At 45.6% G+C, this 21,672-nt stretch carries 18 protein-coding genes and 1 pseudogene; 9 read left to right on the top strand and 10 right to left on the bottom strand.

What is annotated here, in order from left to right; genetic code table 11:
• Positions 1 to 82: 82 nt before the first annotated feature.
• Positions 83 to 1,846: a sigma-54-dependent Fis family transcriptional regulator gene (locus tag ATB78_RS09955; protein ID WP_061008569.1), complete on the top strand. Its 1,764-nt coding sequence runs from the start codon at positions 83 to 85 to the stop codon at positions 1,844 to 1,846.
• A gap of 63 nt (positions 1,847 to 1,909) precedes the next feature.
• Here the strand turns inward: ATB78_RS09955 and ATB78_RS29845 are convergent, their stop codons facing one another.
• Positions 1,910 to 2,047, bottom strand: a complete 138-nt coding sequence (locus ATB78_RS29845) for a hypothetical protein (RefSeq protein ID WP_009704374.1) — start codon at positions 2,045 to 2,047, stop codon at positions 1,910 to 1,912.
• Positions 2,048 to 2,389: 342 nt separating this feature from the next.
• Between ATB78_RS29845 and ATB78_RS09950 the strand changes: the two genes are divergently transcribed.
• On the top strand, positions 2,390 to 3,292 hold the full coding sequence (locus tag ATB78_RS09950) for a LysR family transcriptional regulator (protein WP_061008568.1): 903 nt from the start codon (positions 2,390 to 2,392) through the stop codon (positions 3,290 to 3,292).
• A gap of 99 nt (positions 3,293 to 3,391) precedes the next feature.
• On the opposite strand, the gene ATB78_RS09945 is transcribed toward ATB78_RS09950, so the two are convergent.
• The gene (locus ATB78_RS09945; RefSeq protein ID WP_061008567.1) at positions 3,392 to 4,912 is read right to left on the bottom strand and encodes a DUF1254 domain-containing protein; all 1,521 of its coding nucleotides are present in this window, start codon (positions 4,910 to 4,912) and stop codon (positions 3,392 to 3,394) included.
• A gap of 271 nt (positions 4,913 to 5,183) precedes the next feature.
• Here ATB78_RS09945 and ATB78_RS09940 point away from each other — a divergent pair, with 271 nt between their 5' ends.
• Positions 5,184 to 5,390 (top strand): hypothetical protein, encoded by a 207-nt coding sequence (locus tag ATB78_RS09940; RefSeq protein WP_020197504.1) that lies wholly within the window; start codon positions 5,184 to 5,186, stop codon positions 5,388 to 5,390.
• Positions 5,391 to 5,412: 22 nt separating this feature from the next.
• On the opposite strand, the gene ATB78_RS28290 is transcribed toward ATB78_RS09940, so the two are convergent.
• The 8 genes from ATB78_RS28290 to ATB78_RS09900 all read right to left on the bottom strand — a co-directional run bounded on the left by ATB78_RS28290 (position 5,413) and on the right by ATB78_RS09900 (position 14,450).
• On the bottom strand, positions 5,413 to 5,946 hold the full coding sequence (locus ATB78_RS28290; protein ID WP_033006658.1) for a hypothetical protein: 534 nt from the start codon (positions 5,944 to 5,946) through the stop codon (positions 5,413 to 5,415).
• Complete coding sequence (locus tag ATB78_RS09930; RefSeq protein WP_061008566.1) at positions 5,943 to 6,182, bottom strand: hypothetical protein; 240 nt, start codon at positions 6,180 to 6,182, stop codon at positions 5,943 to 5,945. The genes ATB78_RS28290 and ATB78_RS09930 overlap by 4 nt, the downstream gene beginning before the upstream one ends.
• Before the next feature lie 199 nt (positions 6,183 to 6,381).
• A complete protein-coding gene (gnd, locus tag ATB78_RS09925; RefSeq protein WP_005442184.1) occupies positions 6,382 to 7,830 on the bottom strand; it encodes a decarboxylating NADP(+)-dependent phosphogluconate dehydrogenase in 1,449 nt (482 codons plus the stop codon).
• Positions 7,831 to 7,870: 40 nt separating this feature from the next.
• Entirely contained in the window at positions 7,871 to 8,587 is a 717-nt protein-coding gene (gene pgl, locus ATB78_RS09920; RefSeq protein ID WP_041060009.1) for a 6-phosphogluconolactonase, read from the bottom strand.
• Positions 8,584 to 10,086, bottom strand: a complete 1,503-nt coding sequence (zwf, locus tag ATB78_RS09915; RefSeq protein WP_038894102.1) for a glucose-6-phosphate dehydrogenase — start codon at positions 10,084 to 10,086, stop codon at positions 8,584 to 8,586. Before zwf ends, pgl begins: the two co-directional genes overlap by 4 nt.
• A gap of 617 nt (positions 10,087 to 10,703) precedes the next feature.
• On the bottom strand, positions 10,704 to 11,390 hold the full coding sequence (locus tag ATB78_RS09910) for a response regulator (protein ID WP_020197499.1): 687 nt from the start codon (positions 11,388 to 11,390) through the stop codon (positions 10,704 to 10,706).
• The gene (locus ATB78_RS09905; RefSeq protein ID WP_061008565.1) at positions 11,387 to 13,006 is read right to left on the bottom strand and encodes a sensor histidine kinase; all 1,620 of its coding nucleotides are present in this window, start codon (positions 13,004 to 13,006) and stop codon (positions 11,387 to 11,389) included. The genes ATB78_RS09910 and ATB78_RS09905 overlap by 4 nt, the downstream gene beginning before the upstream one ends.
• Positions 13,007 to 13,262: 256 nt before the next feature.
• The gene (locus ATB78_RS09900; RefSeq protein WP_061008564.1) at positions 13,263 to 14,450 is read right to left on the bottom strand and encodes a PatB family C-S lyase; all 1,188 of its coding nucleotides are present in this window, start codon (positions 14,448 to 14,450) and stop codon (positions 13,263 to 13,265) included.
• 563 nt (positions 14,451 to 15,013) lie between these two features.
• On the opposite strand from ATB78_RS09900, the gene ATB78_RS09895 reads away from it, so the two are divergent.
• The 6 genes and pseudogenes from ATB78_RS09895 (at position 15,014) to ATB78_RS28285 (ending at position 21,614) form a co-directional block, all read left to right on the top strand.
• Positions 15,014 to 15,241, top strand: coding sequence for a hypothetical protein (locus ATB78_RS09895; protein ID WP_012128083.1), 228 nt, complete (start codon positions 15,014 to 15,016; stop codon positions 15,239 to 15,241).
• Between the two features lie 150 nt (positions 15,242 to 15,391).
• Positions 15,392 to 16,807 carry a TolC family protein gene (locus ATB78_RS09890; RefSeq protein ID WP_061008563.1) on the top strand — a complete coding sequence of 472 codons (1,416 nt, stop codon included), beginning with the start codon at positions 15,392 to 15,394 and terminating at the stop codon, positions 16,805 to 16,807.
• Positions 16,808 to 16,810: 3 nt separating this feature from the next.
• Positions 16,811 to 17,791 (top strand): biotin/lipoyl-binding protein, encoded by a 981-nt coding sequence (locus tag ATB78_RS09885; protein ID WP_005442193.1) that lies wholly within the window; start codon positions 16,811 to 16,813, stop codon positions 17,789 to 17,791.
• Positions 17,792 to 17,809: 18 nt separating this feature from the next.
• On the top strand, positions 17,810 to 18,997 hold the full coding sequence (locus tag ATB78_RS09880; protein ID WP_061008562.1) for an ABC transporter permease: 1,188 nt from the start codon (positions 17,810 to 17,812) through the stop codon (positions 18,995 to 18,997).
• Positions 18,994 to 20,145, top strand: coding sequence for an ABC transporter permease (locus ATB78_RS09875; protein ID WP_061008561.1), 1,152 nt, complete (start codon positions 18,994 to 18,996; stop codon positions 20,143 to 20,145). Before ATB78_RS09880 ends, ATB78_RS09875 begins: the two co-directional genes overlap by 4 nt.
• Before the next feature lie 411 nt (positions 20,146 to 20,556).
• A pseudogene (locus ATB78_RS28285) lies at positions 20,557 to 21,614 on the top strand (IS3 family transposase).
• The last annotated feature ends 58 nt before the right edge of the window (positions 21,615 to 21,672 follow it).

Below are 21,672 nucleotides of genomic sequence, written 5' to 3'. Positions count from 1 at the left end.
GTTTGAGCGGATGTATGGTGTGAACACCAGTGTTCAAGTGTTCCAAAATGGCACACCCTCACTGTGACAAAATGGTACAGTCATGGAACTTCAACACATTACCAACAGCAATTGGCTTTCCACTTCATGGGACAGAAGTGAGCAAGCCGGTTTAAAACAGCGACGTCGGCCAGACGATATTCGCGTAACTTCCGCGTTTCTTGAAGACAGACGCCACCAGCTCAATTTCTTGATCGATTCGGTAAAACAATTCGCTCTGCCCCTGTTTAACCAGTTGTTTGCGCACAGCGACAGTCGCCTAATATTGACCGATGCGGAGGGCGTGATCATTGGAAGTTGGGGACAACCTAAATTCCGTGAAAAGTTGACAGAGATTGCTCTCAGTTCTGGTGCATGCTGGCAAGAAAAGCTCAAAGGAACGAATGCCATTGGTACAGCATTAGTAGAAGCAACACCGGTCTCTGTGATTGGAGACCAACACTTCATACAACATCACCGTTTCATCAGTTGTTCAGCAAGCCCTATCTTTGATCATTTGGGTAACTTAATTGGGGTTCTGGACATCACCAGTGAACAAAAGAAGCATGACTTTTCAACACAGGTTTTAGTGCAAAACATGGTTCAACAAGTGGAGAATCAACTGCTCAACCAAATTCCTCAAGGGCATATTCGAGTGGATTTAGCCTGTGAGCAAGGTCTACTGAATAGCGGTTGGCAAGGCATCATCATCGCCAATGAAGAGGGTCAGATTCTGGCTCATAACCAAGTCGCCTCACAACTGCTGGATCAAACCAACGTTGTTGGACAACAACTCGCCTCCATACTCGACGATTCTGCCAGTAACCAATCTTTAGTCTTCAAAACTCAGCCACTATCGGAGCGAAAAGCATCATCCCGTGCCATTTCTGCCTCGAATGACCTGCATTACGGCGACACCACCGTCGAGCACAGTTGGCAGCAAGCCAATCGCGTTATCGATAAAGACATTAGCTTGTTGATCCTTGGCGAGACGGGCGTAGGTAAAAATGAGTTCGTTAAAGCTCTGCATAAAAACAGCCAGAGAAAAAACGGCCCCTTGGTTTCCGTGAACTGCGGTGCGCTACCGAAAGACTTGGTCGAATCCGAACTGTTTGGTTATGTCGCAGGTGCCTTCACCGGAGCAAACAACAAAGGCTACCAAGGTAAGATCCGTCAAGCGCACAAAGGCATCTTGTTCTTAGATGAAATCGCAGACTTACCATTAGAAGCGCAAAGCCGACTGCTGCATGTTCTCCAAGACAAAACCGTGTTGCCTGTCGGCTCAAACCAAACCATCCAAGTGGATACACAAATCATCGCCGCAACACACAAAGACTTAGAGCGATTAGTCGAACAAGGTGAATTTCGTCAGGATCTTTATTACCGCCTAAACGGACTCATCGTCGAATTGCCTCGTTTCCAAGAACGTAGCGACAAACAAGCGCTGATTGAGAACATTCATCGTCGTCACGCCGAGTCTGAACAAAGCATTTGCCCTCACCTACTGTCATTAATGTTGGGCTATGGTTGGCCGGGGAATCTGCGTGAGCTCGACAGCTTAATCAAAGTGTCAGCCTTGATGGCGCAAGGAGAAGTGCAACTCGAGCTTAGCCACGTACCGAACCACCTTGCCAAAAAGCTAAGCCAAACAAACGCTATCGAACAAGTGGATATGTCAAAAACCAGAGACATGCGTACGACTGTGGAAGATAAGTTGGTGAAAACCTACCAAGCAAACCAAGGCAACATCAGTAAAACCTCACGCATGCTGGGTCTGAGCCGCAATACCATTTATCGCAAGCTCAAGAGCCTTGGTATGCTGAAATGATAAAATGTGGAAGATAAAAAAAGAGCACCTCTTTGGGTGCTCTTCTCATTTTGAAACCTAGCCTTACAGTCCGCCTTCTTGCTGCGCCTGTTTTACTAATGCCTGACGTTGAGTTTCCGTTTCAGAATTCACTTTCTGTTCCTTGTGCGTTTCCTGATCCATATCTGCCGGAATGAAAACAAAGTACTTGTTAAGAGTCATCGTAAGAACCTCAATTAATAGTGTTAAATCACCTTCTTGGTAAATGTAAACAACACCAGCAAAAACGACTTATGCCGGTTCCTTGTTGTAGGTTTCAAAAAATAGAGGATGTTTGACTACTAAACATCCTCCATATGCAAGCTAATTATAGGAGGAGATCAAGGGCTTACCTAACACTGTTTTTCATCTTTTACGTAATCTTAGTTTCGATATCAGTATTGACACACCATACCCTTACGAGCTAACTCTATGTCACAAAAGAAAAAAATGATGCAGATTTTATTGGAACAGAGGATGAGAGGCGTTGATACTTAAAGCTCAATGTTTTGAGGCGCTTACTTCGTGAAAAATACCATTGATTTAAATTTGTATCGCTTTCTTTACCTGCTCAGCCAGCAAAAAACGCAGGCGAAAGTGTGTCACACCCTCGACATCAGCAAAGCGACTTTTACTCGACAACTCGCCGAATGTCGCCAGCGATTTGATAACGAACTGTTCAATGCGGAGAAAGGGTTCTACACCCCCACTCTCCTTTGCCAGCAGCTATGTGAAGCCATAAGCGAGCCGTTAGAACAACTTGAGCAGATACCGCAACTGGCACAAAGCTACAATGCGAATCAGCATGCTAACGAATACCTATTCAGTATTATCAATCCTCTTTCTGCCATGTTGACGATTCCTTTGGTCACCGCCCTCACAACAGAAGAACAAAAGCCTAAGATCGCCTTTATTGATTGGTCGATTGAAAGCATAGAAAACCCCAAACGTGGTGCTGTCGCGATTGGTATTGGTGGTTTTCCGAATGAACTCAATGAAAGGATGGTAGAACGCAAAGTCAGCTCCGTTCCCATTTTCGCTTACGTCAATGATCAACACCCACTCAGTCAACAGCAAGAAATAGAGCTGAGCGATATGGAGAACCTAGATACTGTGCGCGTCTCAATGGGATCGCTCGATGTGAGCGCTTATTACGAGCGAATGCGTAAGGTAACTGGCGTGAATCTAGAACAAAAACTGACGGTCTCCTCCATGAGTGCTGCGCTAGATTGCGTCAAAGTCAGCCCGTATGTATTTGTCGGTATGTACATCGAAGATCAAGAGTTGCCCGCAGGCATTCGTCGATTACCTTTGAAGTTAGAAGGTAAACCCATGATGTTTGACGTAGGTATTCAGTACCATCGTGCCTTCTACCAACATCCAATCATTGCGCAAGTAGAAGCCTTTATTAAACGAGCGCTTAGCTAATCCACTTAATTCAATTGCCACATCGTCAACGAATACAAAAAAGCCGACCAATAAACAGGTCGGCTTACTTCTTCCGCTTCTAGGACTTAAGCTCTTATCTTATTTAACCTCGGTGATATCACTTGGTTTCCAAGTACCGTCGTACCAAGGTTCTAGTGGACCATATACACGCAAGATGGTGAACCAACCTTTATTGGGTGCGGTTTGAATCCAGTTTGCTTCTTTGCCTTTTGGTGCTTTCGGGCCAAAGTACAAATCTATCGAGCCATCTGAGTTAGCAATCATCTCATCACGTTTGTCGTTCTTACTTGGGAATGGTTGACTCGTTTGTAGCTCCGAACGTGTTTGCGTATCGTAAGCCACCACAGACCAGAAGTTCTTCGCAGGCACATTGGCAGGAATCGTCAGCTTGTAATTCTTGCCGCCATCAAAGTACTCGCCTTGTGCAGACTTATCAACAATCGCGTATTTCGATCCTTTACCAACCATCTTCAATGCCATTGCAGGCGTGTTAACCGTTGCCATGTAGAAGAAATAGGTACGTGCATCTAGGTTTCGTCCACCGTTACCTTCTTCAATTAACCACTGGTAGTCGTTGCCAATAAATGCGGTCTTCCAGTTACGGTCGTTCCAAATATATGCATTCTCGGTGCGTGGGTTAAACATCAGTGCACGTGCCGTTGCATTACCAATAGCAGCACCATCTTCAAGGATCTTTTGCATGCGAGCATCCGGTGCAAATGGTTTGCCCTTCTGAATGCCGATAGTCGCAATCAAACCACGCATTTCTGGGTCGATGAACTCAATCGGCTCTTTGTCGATCACCGTTTTGATTTCATCATAGAAATGGTCGTCGTTCGCATGGATAGTATTGAAAGACTTACCACTACCAGAGATAAACTCCATCTTCGGCTGTTCACCCTTCTTCGCCAGTGGGTAAATCTTCAAACCTGTGTGGTATGAGTTCACTGCGGCATCCGTCTTACCATCTTTCAGGAAGCCACGCGCAATAAACCAGTTGGTATAACTTGTCGATTGCGAAACATGGTAACCCTCAGGTACTGGGCCCTCGTAGTTTGGTGGCAAGATAAGGTATTTACCGCCCTGACCTTTATCTGGACCGACAACGCCCATATCGGTCACGAAACGGAAGAAGGCGTCATTGACTGTAGTTGGCCCCATGCCCGGTGGGATTTCCACAACCGTTGGACCATCACGTTCTAAATCAAGAAACGCCGATGCGTAAACCGTATCCGTGTTTCCCGTTAAAAATAGAGGGTTTGAATCCATCAGATCATCAAACAGCATCACCTGATTTGAATTCGTTAGCCCCATCTTCTCATGCCCGACTCTCAACGCTTCCATAGAGGCCATAGGAATCGCGTTCATAAACACTTCTGTCGCACGCATGGTATCGAGATTGTCGTACAGCATATCCATGGTTTGTTGGCTTGGCACGCCATCCTTGAAATTCAGAGTACCAATGCTGGTTTCAACCTTATCAGGTGTCATGATGCTTGATGGAATGTCAGTGTTGTAAGCGCCTGTGCTTGCCATCACTGATGATGAAACCAATAGGCTGGTAATCAATGCGACACGTTTAAGTTGAGTCTTTAACATAAGAGTTTCCTGCGTTTTCAGTTGGGATGCATTTACTTTAGCCAAAGATAAAAATCATTTTTGACGCTCAACAGAATCAAAAATGCTGTCCAAAACGCTATGCAATGAAACTCACAACAATTGGCTATTAAAAACTGTCTACCAGGTCAATATTTAATCTTTTTTGAGAAATATTTAGCCCACTTTTTGGGCATTTTCTGAGCAAAAAAGAGACAATACAAATGCGGAGTGAAAGCACTCTGGCTCTACCCACTAAGCTCTGGGAGGCGTTATGAAAAGTAAAAAATTAGGTCATGTAATGTCATTCAGCAGAATGTTTTCCTTCATTGCCTTTCTGACAGCCACATTCGCTTGGGTATTAAGTATGTATGCCCTCTTTACGGTTTCCGTTGTGGCACTTTTCGTCAGTGGACTTCTCTACTTGAATGACAGATTCGGCCATCACCCAAAAGGCAATGTAAAAGAAAAGAGCGCTTAGGCGCTCTTTGAGTTACTTCATATCATCCATCCGAATTGGTGCTCATATTCTCTTTGATGAACTTATCGATTCTCTCCAACTCGTGATAGTAACCATACATTCCGAGGCGATTGATTTCTGGTTCTATGCAATATCTTCGTTCTTTCACCATGGCCTCTACAAACATCCCGCTTGAAGCAAGCGTAAAAGGTGGACATGCCGAATAGCCGTTAATCTCTGCGATGTTTTGTAATCGCCCAAACTCAATTAACCTTCCAGGAATAGCAACGAGTAAAGCAATTGCGGTTGCGCAACCTATCCATTTAACAGACATAGCCGAAGATTTAAAAATAACACGAGAGGCCATGAATAACGTTAAAGTAGGCATTAGGATCAAACCACTGATATTCACCATGTGAGATGTACTTAAATATATGACTGAAAAGTTGCTGCCTATTTGATGCTGAAGAGATTCCAACGTGACATACTCATATAAACGATAAAATGAGAACACGCCCAATAAAATAAACATTCCCAAAACCAAAGCCAAATGCACTGGGTGCTTCTGTTCTATCATAAGAAAATCGCCTTGGTGGTAGAACGTTGGAACTGGCTTATCGATTTTCGACTTACAATCTCTTGATTGATACCATCAACTGCTAGTTTGGCACTCTTTTCGAAAGCCCATAAATCAACAAACGCTTTACTGTCTGGAACATAAATATCCAGCTCATTTTCTTTTATATGTTTCAGGCAGCTATCTCTCTGTGCCTTGTTTCTCTTGCTCAAACACTGAAATCTATCGCTTGCCATACTCTTATTCCCAAACCTGATGTTGAGAAGTATTTTAAGGATAGTGATGAAAGGTTCTTCTCCATTTGCGAGAACTGCGTTTGACTTCAAATCATTGTGAAACTGTTGGTTTTAGTAGTATTTCTCTCATGAATTGCAGGTAATAAAAAAGGATGCCACTTGGGCATCCTTTTGCTTTGATCAGCTTACTGACTGCGAATTAAACGTCGTACGTTGTAGACGCTGTGTCGCCGCCTGTACCAGTCCAGTTAGTGTGGAAGAATTCACCACGTGGACGGTCAATACGCTCGTAAGTGTGAGCACCGAAGTAGTCACGTTGAGCTTGAAGCAGGTTCGCTGGTAGACGAGCTGTTGTGTAACCGTCTAGGAAAGATAGCGCAGAAATCGTACATGGCATTGGGATACCAGACTCTAGAGATTTCGCTGCTACTTTACGCCATGCTGCTAGGCTGCCTTGTAGGATGTTTTTGAAGTACTCATCAGAACCTAGGAATGCGATATCTGGGTTCGCTTCGTACGCATCACGGATGTTGCCTAGGAATGCAGAACGGATGATACAACCGCCACGCCACATTAGAGCTACGTTACCGTAGTTTAGGTCCCAACCGTTTTCGTTAGACGCTTCGCGCATTAGCATGAAGCCTTGAGCGTAAGAGATGATCTTAGAAGCTAGTAGCGCTTGACGTAGTGCATCAACCCACTCTTGCTTGTCGCCTTCAACTGGAGTGATTGTCTTACCGAATAGAGATTCAGCTTCAACACGTTGGTCTTTCAGTGCAGATAGACAACGAGAGAACACAGACTCAGAGATAAGCGTTAGTGGAATACCTAGGTCTAGTGCGTTGATACCAGTCCATTTACCAGTACCTTTTTGGCCAGCTGTATCTAGGATCTTCTCAACTAGAGGCTCACCGTCTTCATCTTTGTAGCCAAGGATGTCAGCAGTGATTTCAACAAGGTAGCTGTCTAGCTCAGTCTTATTCCAATCAGCGAATACTGCTTGCATCTCGTCTGCAGACATACCAAGACCGTCTTTCATGAACTGGTAAGCTTCAGTGATAAGCTGCATATCACCGTATTCGATGCCGTTGTGTACCATCTTAACGAAGTGACCAGCACCGTCGTTACCAACCCAGTCACAACATGGCTCGCCAGCGTCAGTTTTTGCAGAGATACCTTGGAAGATTGGCTTAACCGCTTCCCAAGCTTCAGCCGCGCCGCCAGGCATGATTGAAGGACCAAAACGTGCACCTTCTTCACCACCAGATACACCAGTACCGATGAAGTGAATGCCTTTCTCACGGCAATGTGCTACGCGACGGTTTGTATCTGGGTAGTTAGTGTTACCACCGTCGATGATGATGTCGCCTTCGTCTAGAAGCGGAATTAGGTTGTCAATGAACGTGTCAACAACGTCACCTGCACGAACCATAAGCATCACTTTACGTGGTGTTTCTAGCTTCTCTACTAGTTCTTCTAGAGAGTATGCACCGATGATGTTTGTGCCTTTCGCTGGACCTTCCAGGAACTCGTCTACTTTAGCAGCAGTACGGTTGTGAGCCACAACTTTAAAGCCGTGGTCGTTCATGTTTAGGATAAGGTTTTGACCCATTACAGCAAGGCCGATTACACCGATATCACCTTTCATTGTTTCTCTCCAATTGTCTTTTATTCGACCAGCGGCCGCATTAAGCGATTTTTGCCGCTGCGTCTAAATCTAAATACCATTCCGTCAGACCCGCTTTCGCTTGGATCTTCGCTGCCGGATATGGAAGTACGCGTGCTGGTGAGCTGTTAATCTCTTCGATAATGTCTGCTTTACCAGCGCCAAGTACCAAGTAACTGATGCGCTTCGCTGCTTCTAATACGCGTGCCGTTTTCGATACACGAATCTGACCAGACTCAGGATGAGAAGCCAATACTGATAGGTTCTCATCATCGTAGTTTGTCTGACCTGGGAACAGCGATGCGGTATGACCGTCTGCGCCAACACCAAGTAAGATCCAATCAAACACAGGAGTGCCATTTTCAGTTGGAATCACTTCTGCCATCTCTTTCGCAAAGCGTTGTGCTTCAGCTTCTGGCTCGTCTTCACCACGAATGCGGTGGATGTTCTCAGCTGGAATGTTCACTTGGCTAAATAGTAGCGTATTTGCTTCACCGTAGTTGCTTTCTGCGTCATCAGGAGCAACACAGCGCTCATCACCCCACCAGAAGTGTAGGTTTTGCCACTGAATTGACGTCGCGTAAGCTTCTGTTGCCAATAGCTTAAACAGCATTTTAGGTGTGCTGCCGCCAGAAAGAGAGATGTGAACAGGTCGGCCCATTTCGCTAAACGCTTTCATGTCGTTAGCAAGGCTTTCTACTACCTGCTCTGCTGTTTGGTAGATCTTATGGTTGATCATAGTTCGCAGTAGTCCGTATCTGTTAGGTTTTTACAAGGGAAGCGCCATGCGCGGTTAGCTCGCTGTAGCAAGTCGTCCGCTTCTTTCGGTCCCCATGTACCACATGCGTATCCGAATAGCGCTTGTGGGTCTTGCTTGAAATCTAGAATTGGTTGCACGTATTTCCAACACGCTTCAACCGCATCGCTACGAGCAAATAGCGTTGCATCACCGTTTAGGGCATCAAGAAGTAGACGCTCATAAGCAGTTAGCATTTGGGTTTCTTGCAGATCAGCGTAGTGGAAGTTCATTTTCACTTCCTTCGCTTTAAAGCCTGCGCCCGGCTCTTTCAGACCAAAGCTCATTTGGATGCCTTCGTCTGGCTGAATACGAATAATCAGCTTGTTCTCTGGTGCGTTTTGTCCAAACACTGGGTGTGGTGTTTGTTTAAAGTGGATAACCACTTCTGTCACGCGAGTCGGTAGACGCTTACCTGTACGTACGTAGAAAGGCACGCCATTCCAACGCCAGTTGTTGATGTAAGCTTTCAGACCGATGTAAGTCTCAGTACGAGAATCGTCTGCTACGCCGTTCTCTTCACGGTAACCTGGGAGTTGTTGACCACGAACTTCAGACGCCGTGTACTGACCCAATACAAGGTCGTTGCGAAGTGCGTCTTCATCCAGTGGTTTAAGACACTGAAGCACTTTCACGACTTCATCACGCATCGCGTCAGCATTAATTTGTGCAGGCGGCTCCATACCCACCATTGCTAACACTTGTAGCAAGTGGTTTTGGAACATGTCGCGAACCGCACCTGAGCCATCGTAGTAACCGCCACGCTCTTCTACGCCTAAGAATTCTGCGCCTGTGATTTCCACGTAATCAATGAAGTTACGGTTCCACAACGGCTCAAACATCGCGTTAGAGAAGCGAAGAACAAGCAGGTTTTGAACCGTTTCTTTACCTAGGTAGTGGTCGATACGGTAGATTTGGTGCTCTTGGAAGTGCTCGTGAATTTCTTTATCCAACGTACGCGCTGATTCAAGATCGTAACCAAAAGGTTTCTCGATGATCAGGCGTTTCCAACCATCTTCCTCGTTGTTCAGACCGTGTGCTGCAAGGCTTGCAGGGATCACGCTGTAAAGGCTTGGTGGCGTCGCAAGATAGAAAAGCGTATTACGTTGTTCGAATTGGTATTCGTCTGCCAGTTGGTCTAAACGAGTCGCCAACTTGCTGTAATCTTGTGTGTCAGAAGTATTGATTGCTTGGTAATGCAGGTGGTTGATAAATGCATTAAGCGTTTCTGGCTCAGTTTTCTCCATTTCCTGAAGCGATTTTTTCAGCTTTTCGCGGTAAGAATCGTCGCTGTATTCAGTACGACTTACGCCAAGAATGGCAAAATTCTCTGGAAGCTGTTTGTTCGCATAGAGGTGGTATAGAGCAGGAATTAACTTACGGTATGTAAGGTCGCCTGAAGCACCAAAAATAACGATGCTGCTGTTTTCTGGTATTACCATCATCTTTCCCTTAAAAACGAGGTACTTATTGTGTGCCCGGATACGGCTAAAAGGATTGAGCCAACCCTATCAATGGCACCCCAAAATAGAAAATTGGTCTTACCTATTACGTTGATAGGTAAAGCCTATAGTCCCAAATCACTGCAACTGCTGAGCCCCTTAAACGTAGTCTGGATTTCAACATTTGTAGGTCGTTTAGAACGCTTATGTCTCTCGAGTACAACCTTGCACTCTGCGGAGGAGATTTCCGACACGGGGGCGTATTGTCTACGACTATTTGATTTACATCAACACTTGGTGGTGCAAACGTTTAAATAATTTACACGATACGCAACAAAGCATTGAATAATAAGAAGTAATCAATAACCTTTCGAGAGTTATAAAATTTAAGCAAAAACTCTAAATTGAAGAATAAATGTTCAAATTTGCAATCCATTACATAAGTAATGCGATTCAGGTGGAGTTTACTCCTCAATTCGCAACTCGTTGAGAATGATACTTAATGAATTATAACCGAGCGTTCTATCGGAAAGCAGCTAGAGAGGTAGTGGTTAATACTTAGAAATGAAAGGATGGCTAGATAAAAGCCACCACTTTATGAGTTAAAACGACAATGATTACCTTATCACTTTTTTATAACTGCGCTCTGGTCGCCCTACGGTTCCGTAGTTTAAGTCGGCTTCCAGTTCACCCGAACTAATGAGGTATTCAAGATAACGTCTGGCCGTTGTTCGGCTGGCACCAATCTGCTCGCCTGCTTCGTCCGCCGTAAACATGCCTTCTCCAACAAACAAAGCACGAATCTTGTCTAGAGTTACGCCATCGATTCCTTTTGGTAAGCGTTGTGGCGCATTGTCTGATCCTGTATTTGATTGCAGCATCTTATCAACCAAATTCTGGTCTAAGCTTTCTGCAACGTTCAGCTGTTGACGTTGAGATATGTACTTTTGCAATGCCGCCTCTAATCGAGGGAACATAACGGGCTTGAGTAGATAATCAACCACCCCGCCTCGCATCGCTTGTTGAAGCGTGTCCACGTCTCTCGCCGCGGTAATTAAAATCACGTCACAAGTTTGATTGTTTGAGCGCAGCGTATTGAGAATCTCCAACCCCGTTCCATCTGGTAGATAAACATCCATCAGTAACAGGTCTGGTTTAAGGATCTCTAACTGCATTTCTGCTTCCATCCGTGTCGTTGCAATGCCCACCACTTCCAAACCGGAGAGTTGGCTCAGATACTTGTGGTGAAGCTCTGCAATGGCAATATCATCCTCGATGATCATGACTCGCGTTGCCGTATTCATACTTGTTCTTCCTTAGGCAAATACACGGTAATTCTCGTTCCATGTCCTGTATTTGGTAGCATCTCAACATAACCGTGATAACGTGTCGCCAGTTGATTCACAAGGTGTAGCCCTACCCCTCGATTCTGACGCGACTTAGTTGAAATGCCCTTTTTCAAGAGCTCTTGTGGCTCAATGTTTTCCGGTAGCCCACAACCTTGGTCGACCACCTCTAAAATCACTTCGTTTCCGTAATCACTGATCGAAACATCAATGCTGCGACGCTCTAACGCAAACGCAGATTCGACACGAATAGCAGACAAAGTTGCGTCAAATGCGTTATCAACAAGGTTGCCAAGAATGGTCACCAAATCTTCGGCGTTGAGCCATTCCGGTAGCGGTTCTAGACGGCTACCTTCTTCGACCACCAGCTGCAAACCAAGCTCCCGGGCTCGTTCTGTCTTGCCTAAAAGCATGCCAGCGATAAGCGGATCTTTAATGGTGTCTCGCAAGAACTCAATCATCGCTTGGTAGTGCGCCGTCTCTTGCCCAATAAGCTGCTGCACCGCTTCTAGCTCACCCATTTGAACCAAGCCACTAATGGTGTTGAGCTTGTTTCTGTGTTCATGCGTTTGTGAGCGAAGCAAATCCGCGTACTCTTTGGTTTGCGAAAGTTGCTCGGTGAGTTCGTTGATTTCATCACGTAAACGGAAACTCGATACGGCGCCGACGATTTTACCATCCACAAAGATCGGGGAGCGGTTTGCGATTAAGCGTTTGTGATTGAGGAAGATCTCGATGTCGTGATCTTCTTGTCCTGTTTCTAACACCGTATACAAGTCGCTATCTCGGAGCGTATCGGTCAAAGGTTTGTTGAGCGCGGTTTCTCGTTCAATACCCAGAATTTGGCATGCGCTACGGTTGATTGAGCGTAATACACCTTGCGCATCAACACTGAGCACCCCTTCTTTAATGGTGCTCATCGTCACATCCAATTCACCGTATAAACGACCAATCTCTTCCGGCTCAAAGCCCATGATCGCTCGTTGGAACTTACGTGACGCATAGTTAGAGACAACAGCATTGGCTGCAACCACAACCAGTGCCATTACAATGAGAAAAGCAAGAAACGGCTCGATGCGGTCTTGCAGGCGCTCTAACAGATAACCGACAGAAACTACCCCAATGATGTTGCCTTGCTGGTCAAAAATCGCCGCTTTACCACGAACGGAATAGCCTAATGAACCTTGAGCCGTTGAGATATAGGACTGTCCTTCCACCAGCGCTCTTTGGTTATCACCGCCTTTCATCGGCTTGCCAATACGTTCGTCGACGGGGTGAATCAGACGCACACCATTTTTATCGCCGATAACAATAAACGCAGCACCTAACGCATCGGTCATTTCACGAAATCGCTGTTGGTATGGCTCAGGGTTTTGAGATTCGATCATCTCGATGACGATGTGGGATGTCGATAAGAAACGCGCAACGCCCAGTGCTTTTTCACCCATCTCTTGTTCTTGATCGAACTTAAGGTAAGTAAAGCCGGCAGCCACAAGGATAAGAAGTTCAATCAAACCCGATAACGTCATAATAATGAGCATGCGCTTACGAAAGCTGATTGAACTCCAACTCATTGATACATCCCTTACCGTTGCGAACATTCCACGTCACTGTGGAGACTTATTCTAAATTAACACTGAGTTAACAATGAGGCTTTTACTAAATGACAAATCTGTGAACGAACGAAATGATCTCGTGTGTTTCCGATTAATAACTAAGCGAGCAGAAGCACAAGCACTTCAAAAGTGAGAAAAAACTTGATGAAATAAGACGCAGAAACAGAAAGATAAGCGGTCAGGCGCTCATGCATCTCACCTGACCTTGTTGGTTTTATCGAGAAGCAAAAACGCGCTCTAAACGCTCCAATGCTTCCTCAATCACTGCAGTCGGACAAGCCACATTCATGCGAATAAAGCCTCGTCCCATTTCGCCAAACATGCTGCCACCTTCTAGAACCAAGTGCGCTTCATCAGCCAATAGATTAAGCAACTCGGCTTCTTCTAACCCAAACTCAGAGAAATCTAGCCACGCCAGATACGTCGCTTCAGGGACATAAAATTGGATTTTTGGAATGCGTTGCTCAATGAAAGACGCCATCAAATCCAAATTCGTGTCGATGACGTTATTGACCTCTTCCACCCACTGCTCTTCTTCATTGAATGCGGCAATCGTCGCGTCCAACGCAAACGGAGAAATGCCCACCTTTCCTGTGTAGTTGTTCAATGTCTCCCTATGCGATGCGTTCTTGATGACCAAGTTCGTAATATGCAGTCCAGCGACGTTAAACGTTTTGTTTACCGCCGTTGCGATGATGGTATTTTCACTGTGTTCCAAGTTAAGGGCAGAAGTAAACGAGCTGCCTTTGCGAATCAAATCCGCGTGTATTTCGTCCGAGAAAAACAGCACATCGTTGTCTGCACAAATCTTGAGAAGAGACTGCGTGACTTCCGCAGACCAAATATTGCCAGTCGGGTTATGAGGGTTACAGTAAATAAAGATCTTGTTGTTCGGGTCTTTACACTTCTCTTCAAAGTCCACCAAATCGATGCTGTATTGGTTGTTCTGATCTTTAATCAGATGGTTACGCACGACTTCACGATTGGTCTCTTGAATCTGCAATTGGAACGGGTAATACACCGGAGGCTGAATAATGACGCCTTCCCCTTCTTTACTGAAGGCCCGAATCACGTTACGAACCGCAGATACGGTTCCGGCACTGTACACAATCCAATCTTGCTCAATCGACATATTATGACGTCGGCCATACCAATTGATGATGCTGTCATAATACGGCTCAGTCTGTTGCGTGTAACCCAGGGTGCCTTGCATCGCTCGGTTAGTCAGTGCGCGAGTGATTGCTGGCGCGCACTCAAAATCCATATCAGCCACCCAGAGGGAAATGGTGTCATCGTAATAATTCACCCCTAAAAAATCTTTAACTATCTGGTGGTTTGTCTTTGCAGCAAAGCTGTTTTTTCGATCTAACGTTGTGGTGAAATTATAAGAATTCGTGGTCATGAAGCTGGTACCTTTAGCGCTTAAAAATGAGAGAAGCGAAGAAATGCAATGGGAATACTTGAGTCTAATCTAGCGACCATCGTTGATTAAAACTCTGACACTCCGCAAAAAACAGCAACGTTTTCAACTTGGTGAAACTGCCCAACTCGGTGTCTTCGTCACTTTGAATCACGGCGCGTTTAACCGCAGTCTCAACGCTCAATTTATAGCCGCCGTGAAATATCAAAAACAAATCATATCGCTAGCAAAATAATGTTGTTATTTATTCAACATCATACATAAATTGCCATCCAAATCTTGAACGTGATCACACCAAATTTAGCGGTTTTTGAGGCGTTTTTAGACTTTCCGTCGTATAATTTTTAGTCAAGAAGCCTCCTAGAGCTTCGAACAAAGAAAGCAGCCAACTGGAAGTCTATTTAACGCTCAGCACTTGCGTCAGAAAGTTTGAAGACACATTGATAAAAATACAAATACTGACTGTAGGACAAACACTTAGACACCATCTGCACTGCAATAACTATAAACAGAGGTGCTTTTATAGTTAGAAGGAACACCAAAACATGGAACGCGATACATTTGGAATTTGCCTGAATAAGGCCATGCTGTCAGAGAATATGTATTCAACGTTTACACACGTCAGGGCTTATGAAAAGAGTGATACTAGCTCCGCCGATCTTAAGGTGCTGCTGTCATTCCCACAGATGAGTGGTAAAGACTTGCTGAATACGATGCGAGGTTCTCGTCAGCTTGAGTGGAGAGCAGAATTTCACTGCCCTTCCATGAAGTGAAACAGTAGAAAATACGTAATAACGCTGCGCCCAACTAAGCCCCACTTAATTGGGCGCAACATTTCTCCAACAATTCTTTTATCCAATCACTTAACACTTTCTAATGAATACTTTATATTAGAGCTAATACTCTAAAGCAAAGTAGCCACTATGAAACAAACCGGAAAGTTCTGGATTTTGGGCCTTCTAAGCAGCTCGATTTCTCTTGCCTGCCACTCGGCTCCCATCACATTCGATGATGCATGGAAAGTGTTGTTAGAAAACAACTATTCCCTTAAAGCGCAACGTGCCAACGTAGAAAGTTATGAATACCAACAAAGCGCGACAGATAACCTCAACTTACCGCAAGTAAGCATCGGCGCAAACTACACGCGTTTAGATACGGACGTCACCTTGTCTGGACAGCAAATTCTCGATAGCACTGGGCAACACATTAGCGTGCCACCTGTTTTCCAACCTATTTTTAGTGCGCTTGCGAATACCACATCGACGATCACTGAACGTGACATCTTCTCCTCTTCTATTCGTGCTATTTGGCCAATCTTTACAGGTGGTCGAATCAATGCCGCTCAATCAGCAGCAGAAGGTAAAACGGATGAGGCGAAAAGCCAGCTCGCGATGGAGCAACAAGCCCGCTTCGAAGACCTGTCCAAGTACTACTTCTCCGTTGTCCTAGCAAAAGAAGTATTAGCAACACGACAAGCGGTAGAAAAAGGCTTAACTAAACACCGTGACTTTGCGATTAAGATGGAAGAACAAGGCCAAATCGCCCACGTTGAACGCCTTCAAGCCGAAGCCTCATTAGACAAGGCCAAAGTCGAAACACGCAAAGCGGCCAGTGATCTGAGTATCGCGCAAGCGGCTCTTGGCAAGATCTTAGCGCAGAACGATTCTGTAGAACCTTCAGAAACGCTGTTTATCAACAATAACCTGCCGCCGTTGAACGCGTTTGTTGATCAAACACTGCTGACCTACCCAGGCTTAGATTTGTTGGATGCCAAACACAAACAAGCATCAAGCTTAATCAAAGCCGAGAAAGGCAAATACTACCCAGAAGTTTACCTATACGGTGATTACAGCCTGTATGAAGATGACTCTCTTGCCAGCCAAATGAAACCGGATTGGTTAGTTGGTGTGGGCGTAAACATCCCGCTGATCGAATCCACTGGTCGCAGCGAAAAAGTAAAAGCGGCGCAAAGCATGGTCACCCAAGTCGATGCACTAAAATCACAAGCGAAGCAAGATTTGTCACTTCTGGTACAAAAGACGTATCTAGAAGCGCAACAAGCCATTGATGAAGTGCAAGGTCTAGAATCGAGCATCGCCCTTGCAGACGAGAACCTGCGCTTGCGCGAAAAAGCCTTCACTCAGGGCTTATCGTCATCTTTGGATGTGGTCGACGCGCAACTGTATGTCGCCAGCGTAGAAACACAGCAATCAGCAGCACGTTTCCGTTATCTGATTTCTTTAACCAAACTATTAGCACTGAGCAGCGAAATGAACAGCTTTGCTCAATACCAACACACTGCTTACGTTCCAACATCAGCATCCAAAGAGGCAAAATAAGTCATGGCAGCAAAATCTCTAAAACCCGCTCTACTATCACTTTGCGCTTTGGGTGTCGCTTCTTGGGTTGGTTACCAGTTCTACCAAGCGTATCAACCAGAACCAGCACGTTTACAAGGGTTGATTGAAGCGCAGCAGTACAGCATCTCTTCTAAAGTCCCAGGTCGTATTGATGAAGTCATGGTACGTAAAGGCGATGATGTCGAAAAAGGTCAGTTGATCTTTACCCTTCACAGCCCAGAAATCGAAGCAAAACTGGAGCAAGCAAAAGCGGGTGAAAAAGCCGCTGGCGCACTGGCATTAGAAGCAGAAAAAGGCGCACGTGAGCAACAAATTCAAGCCGCAAAAGACCAATGGTTGAAAGCGAAAGCGGCTGCAGATTTGATGGAGAAAACCTACCAACGTGTAAACAACCTTTATAAAGATGGTGTAGTCGCAGAGCAAAAACGCGATGAAGCGATGACGCAATGGCAAGCTTCGAAATACACCGAAAGCGCTGCATTCCAAATGTACAACATGGCAAAAGAAGGCGCGCGTAGCGAAACCAAAGTCGCTGCAGCAGAGAAAGCACGCATGGCGGCTGGCGCAGTAGCGGAAGTAGAAGCGTACGCCAAAGACACGCAAATCTTCAGTTGGTTTGATGGTGAAGTCTCTCAAGTTCTATTGCAAAGCGGCGAACTTGCACCTCAAGGCTTCCCGGTTGTGACGGTTATTGATACGCAAGATTCTTGGGCGACACTGAACGTACGCGAAGACTTGCTCAAACACTTTACCAAAGGCACGACCTTTAAAGCGTACCTACCAGCGCTGGATAAAGACGTTGAATTTAAAGTGACTCACGTTGCTGTAATGGGTGATTTTGCTACATGGCGCGCGACTGACGCATCGAAAGGTTTTGATCTTCGCACATTTGAAGTGGAAGCTCGCCCTACCCAGCCAGAGCCTGAGCTACGCATGGGCATGAGCGTTGTGGTTGAGCTGTAATCGCGTTGGCTTAAGACTATGACGATTCAAATCTCACAACGACAAATCCTGCGGCGCGATAAATGGTTGTTATCTTGCCTGACATGGGTGCCGATCTTATTGGCCGTCACTATTTGGGGCGTGTTCTCTGCAGGTATTGCCAGAGATCTCCCGATTGGTGTGGTCGATTTGCAGCACTCGCAATTGTCACGCAAGATGATTCAGTCTCTTGATGCCTCTTCCACTCTTTCTGTTGATTATCACTACACCAGTTCAACAGAAGCGAAGAACGCAATGATCGAGGGTGATATCTACGCTTATGCTGTGATTCCCCCTCAATTTGACCAAGACATTCTTTTGCATCGGCAACCGCAGCTATCGGTCTTCTTCAACAGCCAATACATTTTGGTTGCAAAACTGATCAACTCGGCGATCGCGCAGTCTCAAGGGTATTTTGATGCTCAGCTAGAAACAATGGGTAACCTAGCAAAAGGCAACACCACAACACTTGCTGCTATTGGCCAAGCCGTGCCAATTTCGACTCAGATTACGGCCTTGTTCAACCGTAACACCAACTACGCTCAGTTCTTGGTGACAGCGATTGTTCCTGCGATTTGGCAGATCTGTGTCGTAGTCAGCACCATTTTGATCCTCGCAGCGCATTTTCGTCTTTATGGAAATGGCAACAACAGCTTCGCGTTCTTAGGCGCTCGCCCTTTCACTCGACTAAGCAAAATTCTAAGCCAGTACATTCCTGTCTTTATGGCACAAAGCGCACTGTTCTTAGTCTGGTTCTATGTGGTGCTTGATTGGCCGATGGAAGGTAGTTATTTGGTGATGCTGTTGGCGCAGTTCGTAACGACTATCGCATGCATCATCATGGGGGCGTTGTTCTTCTTCCTATCGATGGACCCAGCACGTGCGATGAGCTTTGCTGGCGCATTTACCGCACCGAGCTTTGCATTTATGGGGATAACCTTCCCGGTTTCCGACATGAACGCGTTAGCGCAAGCATGGCGAGGATTACTGCCAATTACGCATTACATCGAAGTTCAAGTGGACCAAGCAAGCTACGGCGCAAGTGCGGCACAATCTATTGGCTCACTCTGGCCGATGATTGGGTACATTATCCCGCTACTGATGACGGCGGCTTTGTTGGCAAAACATCGCAACACTGCTTTGTTAAATAGCGCCTCTTCAACAGATAGCAAGCAGGAGGCAGTATGACACTGTGGCAACTGATTAAAACAGAACTTCGCTCAGTGATGACCAATCCTGTCGTAGTACTGACTGTCTTTGGTGGCGTGGTGTTTTACTCATTCTTGTACCCGCTTCCATACGCGCAACAAACGCCAAGAGAGCAGCCGATTGCGATTGTAAATCTCGATGGTAGCCAAACCAGTTTAACTCTAGAGCGTATGGTCGATGCGACGCCTCAGGTTAAGGTAGTAACGCGTTTACACACGATTGCCGATGCAAAACAGGCATTCTTAAATCGTGAAATCACCGGCTTTTTGGTGATTCCAGAACACTTCTACAAAGACTTGATGCTTGGCAGCAGCCCGACTCTAGCTTATGCCGCCGACGCTTCCTACTTCTTGGTTTACGGCACCGTGGTAGAAGGTTTAGCAACAGCAGGCGGTACGCTTGGTGCTCAAGTAAAAGTGAGCAAGATGGTGATCGATGGCGTTCCACTGAGTATGGCAAGCCACGACTACTCTGCAATCAAACTCAATATGAAGCCAACCTTCAACCCAACCATGGGCTACATCGAATACGTGGTGCCAGCGGTGTTTGTTCTAATCCTTCAACAAACATTGATCATGGCCGTCGGCTTACAAACGGCTACACAACGTCATGGTCGCGGTTATTGGTCTCAAGTGCCAACGTGCGCTCTGCTACTTGCCAGAACCTTGGTCTTCGTAGCTATCTACTACCTACTCAGCGCCTACTACTTTGGCTTCAGTTTTGAACGCTTGAACGTCAACCATGTTGCCAACGCAGGCGAATTGTTGACCTTGCTGTTGCCGTTCTTGCTCGGCTGTTGTGGCTTAGGTTTGTGGCTTGGGTATTTGCTACCAAGACGCGAGCTAGTGACATTAGTCGTACTGGTTAGCTCAATGCCATTAATCTTCTTAGCAGGTTTTATTTGGCCTGTAGAGTCGATCCCTGCCCCGCTACTTTGGTTTGCAGACTTGAGCCCGAGCACTTGGGCAATCAAAGGCTTTTTAGCACTCAACCAAATGGGCGCAACGTGGCAACAAGTCGCAAAACACTGGACTGCTCTTTGGGTGCTTACCGTACTTTGGGGCGGCGTTGCCTACTGGATTGCCAAACGCAATACCAAACCAGTAGTAACAGAAAGCTTAGGTTAACGACTGTTTATCCAATAAAGAAAGGGGCTCATGTAGCCCCTTTTTGTTTGCGTAGATGTTCTAATGACTGAGTTGGGCTGAAGAATCAATGGCTCGTTTATGGACAAAAGCAGATTAGATATTGCGCACTAAACCGTACAATTGATTAGAGCAATAGCCATATACCACGCAGATAATTAAATCCTACCCCTTTCTAATGAGGCTTTTTCTTACTCAGAGTTTTGTGACAGAGGTCACGCTTTATGAGTAACTTTTATCAGAACGACAAATTACCTGATTTGTCCTCTTTCAGTCCCATATGCATAGTGCACCCATCGAAACAAGAGAGAGTAAAACATCTCTGATGGGTTCGATTAAATAGCTCCTTAACAATTAGGAAAGAAATCAGAGTTTGAAAAAATTTATTAGGTTTTGAGCTTGGTTCTTGATCAAAGTTACTCAATATCTGAGGCGGCACGCTCTCTAGACATCGGTGATACGGCTTTACGACGCTGGGTCGATCAACTAAAGATTGAACTTGGTGGAGAAACGCCAACGGTTAAAGCTCTAACGCCAGAACAGCAGAAGATCCAAGAGTTAGAAGCTAGGATTAATCGCTTAGAAAGAGAAAAATCCATACTAAAAAAAGCTACAGCTCTCTTAATGTCTGACGAACTCGTTAGTTGACCAGTTGAGGGAGTATGAACCGGTCAAAGTTCTTTGTGAGCTATTCGATATGGCGTGTTCCTGTTACTACGAGTTTAAACAACGAAAGCCGGATGCCAACCGCATTCGGTTAACCAGCCGAGTTAAGCAGCTTTTTAACATGAGCCGTGGTTCTGCTGGTAGTCGGACGCTTCAAAGTACGCAAGCTTATGCAAGAAGCTGAGCTGATAAGCAAACAACCTGGCTCACATCGCTATAAGTAGGCTAAGCTAGAGCGCCCAGATATCCCTAATAGGTTGAAGCGTGAGTTCTCAGTTACCACTCCAAATGAGGTTTGGTGTGGCTATATTACTTACATCTGGTCTGGTTCAAAGTGGAGTTATCTGGCTGTTGTACTCGACTTATTTAGCCGCCGTGTAGTGGGTTGGGCGCTATCAGACAAACCCAATGCAGAGTCGACTTGCAAAGCCTTGGATATGGCTTGGGAACAACGAGGACGACCTAGCAACGTGATGTTCCATTCAGACCAAGGAAGCCAATACAGTAGCCTAAAATACCGTCAAAGGCTTTGGCGATATCGCATAACTAAGAACATTAGTCGTCGAGATGACTGATGGGGCAACGCTCCTATGGAAAGGCTATTTAAAAGCCTAAAAACCGAATGGATACCTGCTAATGGGTACCTGACTCAAACTCAAGCAAAGAGAGATATCAGCTATTACTTGATGGACTACTACAATAGGCAACGGCCTCATCAAGCAAATGATGGGCTGTCGCCAGTTACTGCCGAAAATCGGCTTAAGTTAGTGTCCGGAATTTGTTGACGACTACACTATCAGTTAATGAAGTATTAGTTTAATAGATTGAGCACCTAAGTTAGGT

The sequence above is a fragment of the Vibrio sp. CUB2 genome (genome assembly GCF_001557945.1).
GTDB classification, from domain to species: domain Bacteria; phylum Pseudomonadota; class Gammaproteobacteria; order Enterobacterales; family Vibrionaceae; genus Vibrio; species Vibrio owensii.
The sequence above is the reverse complement of the archived record's forward strand: the minus strand, read 5'-3'. Positions and strand labels throughout refer to the sequence as shown.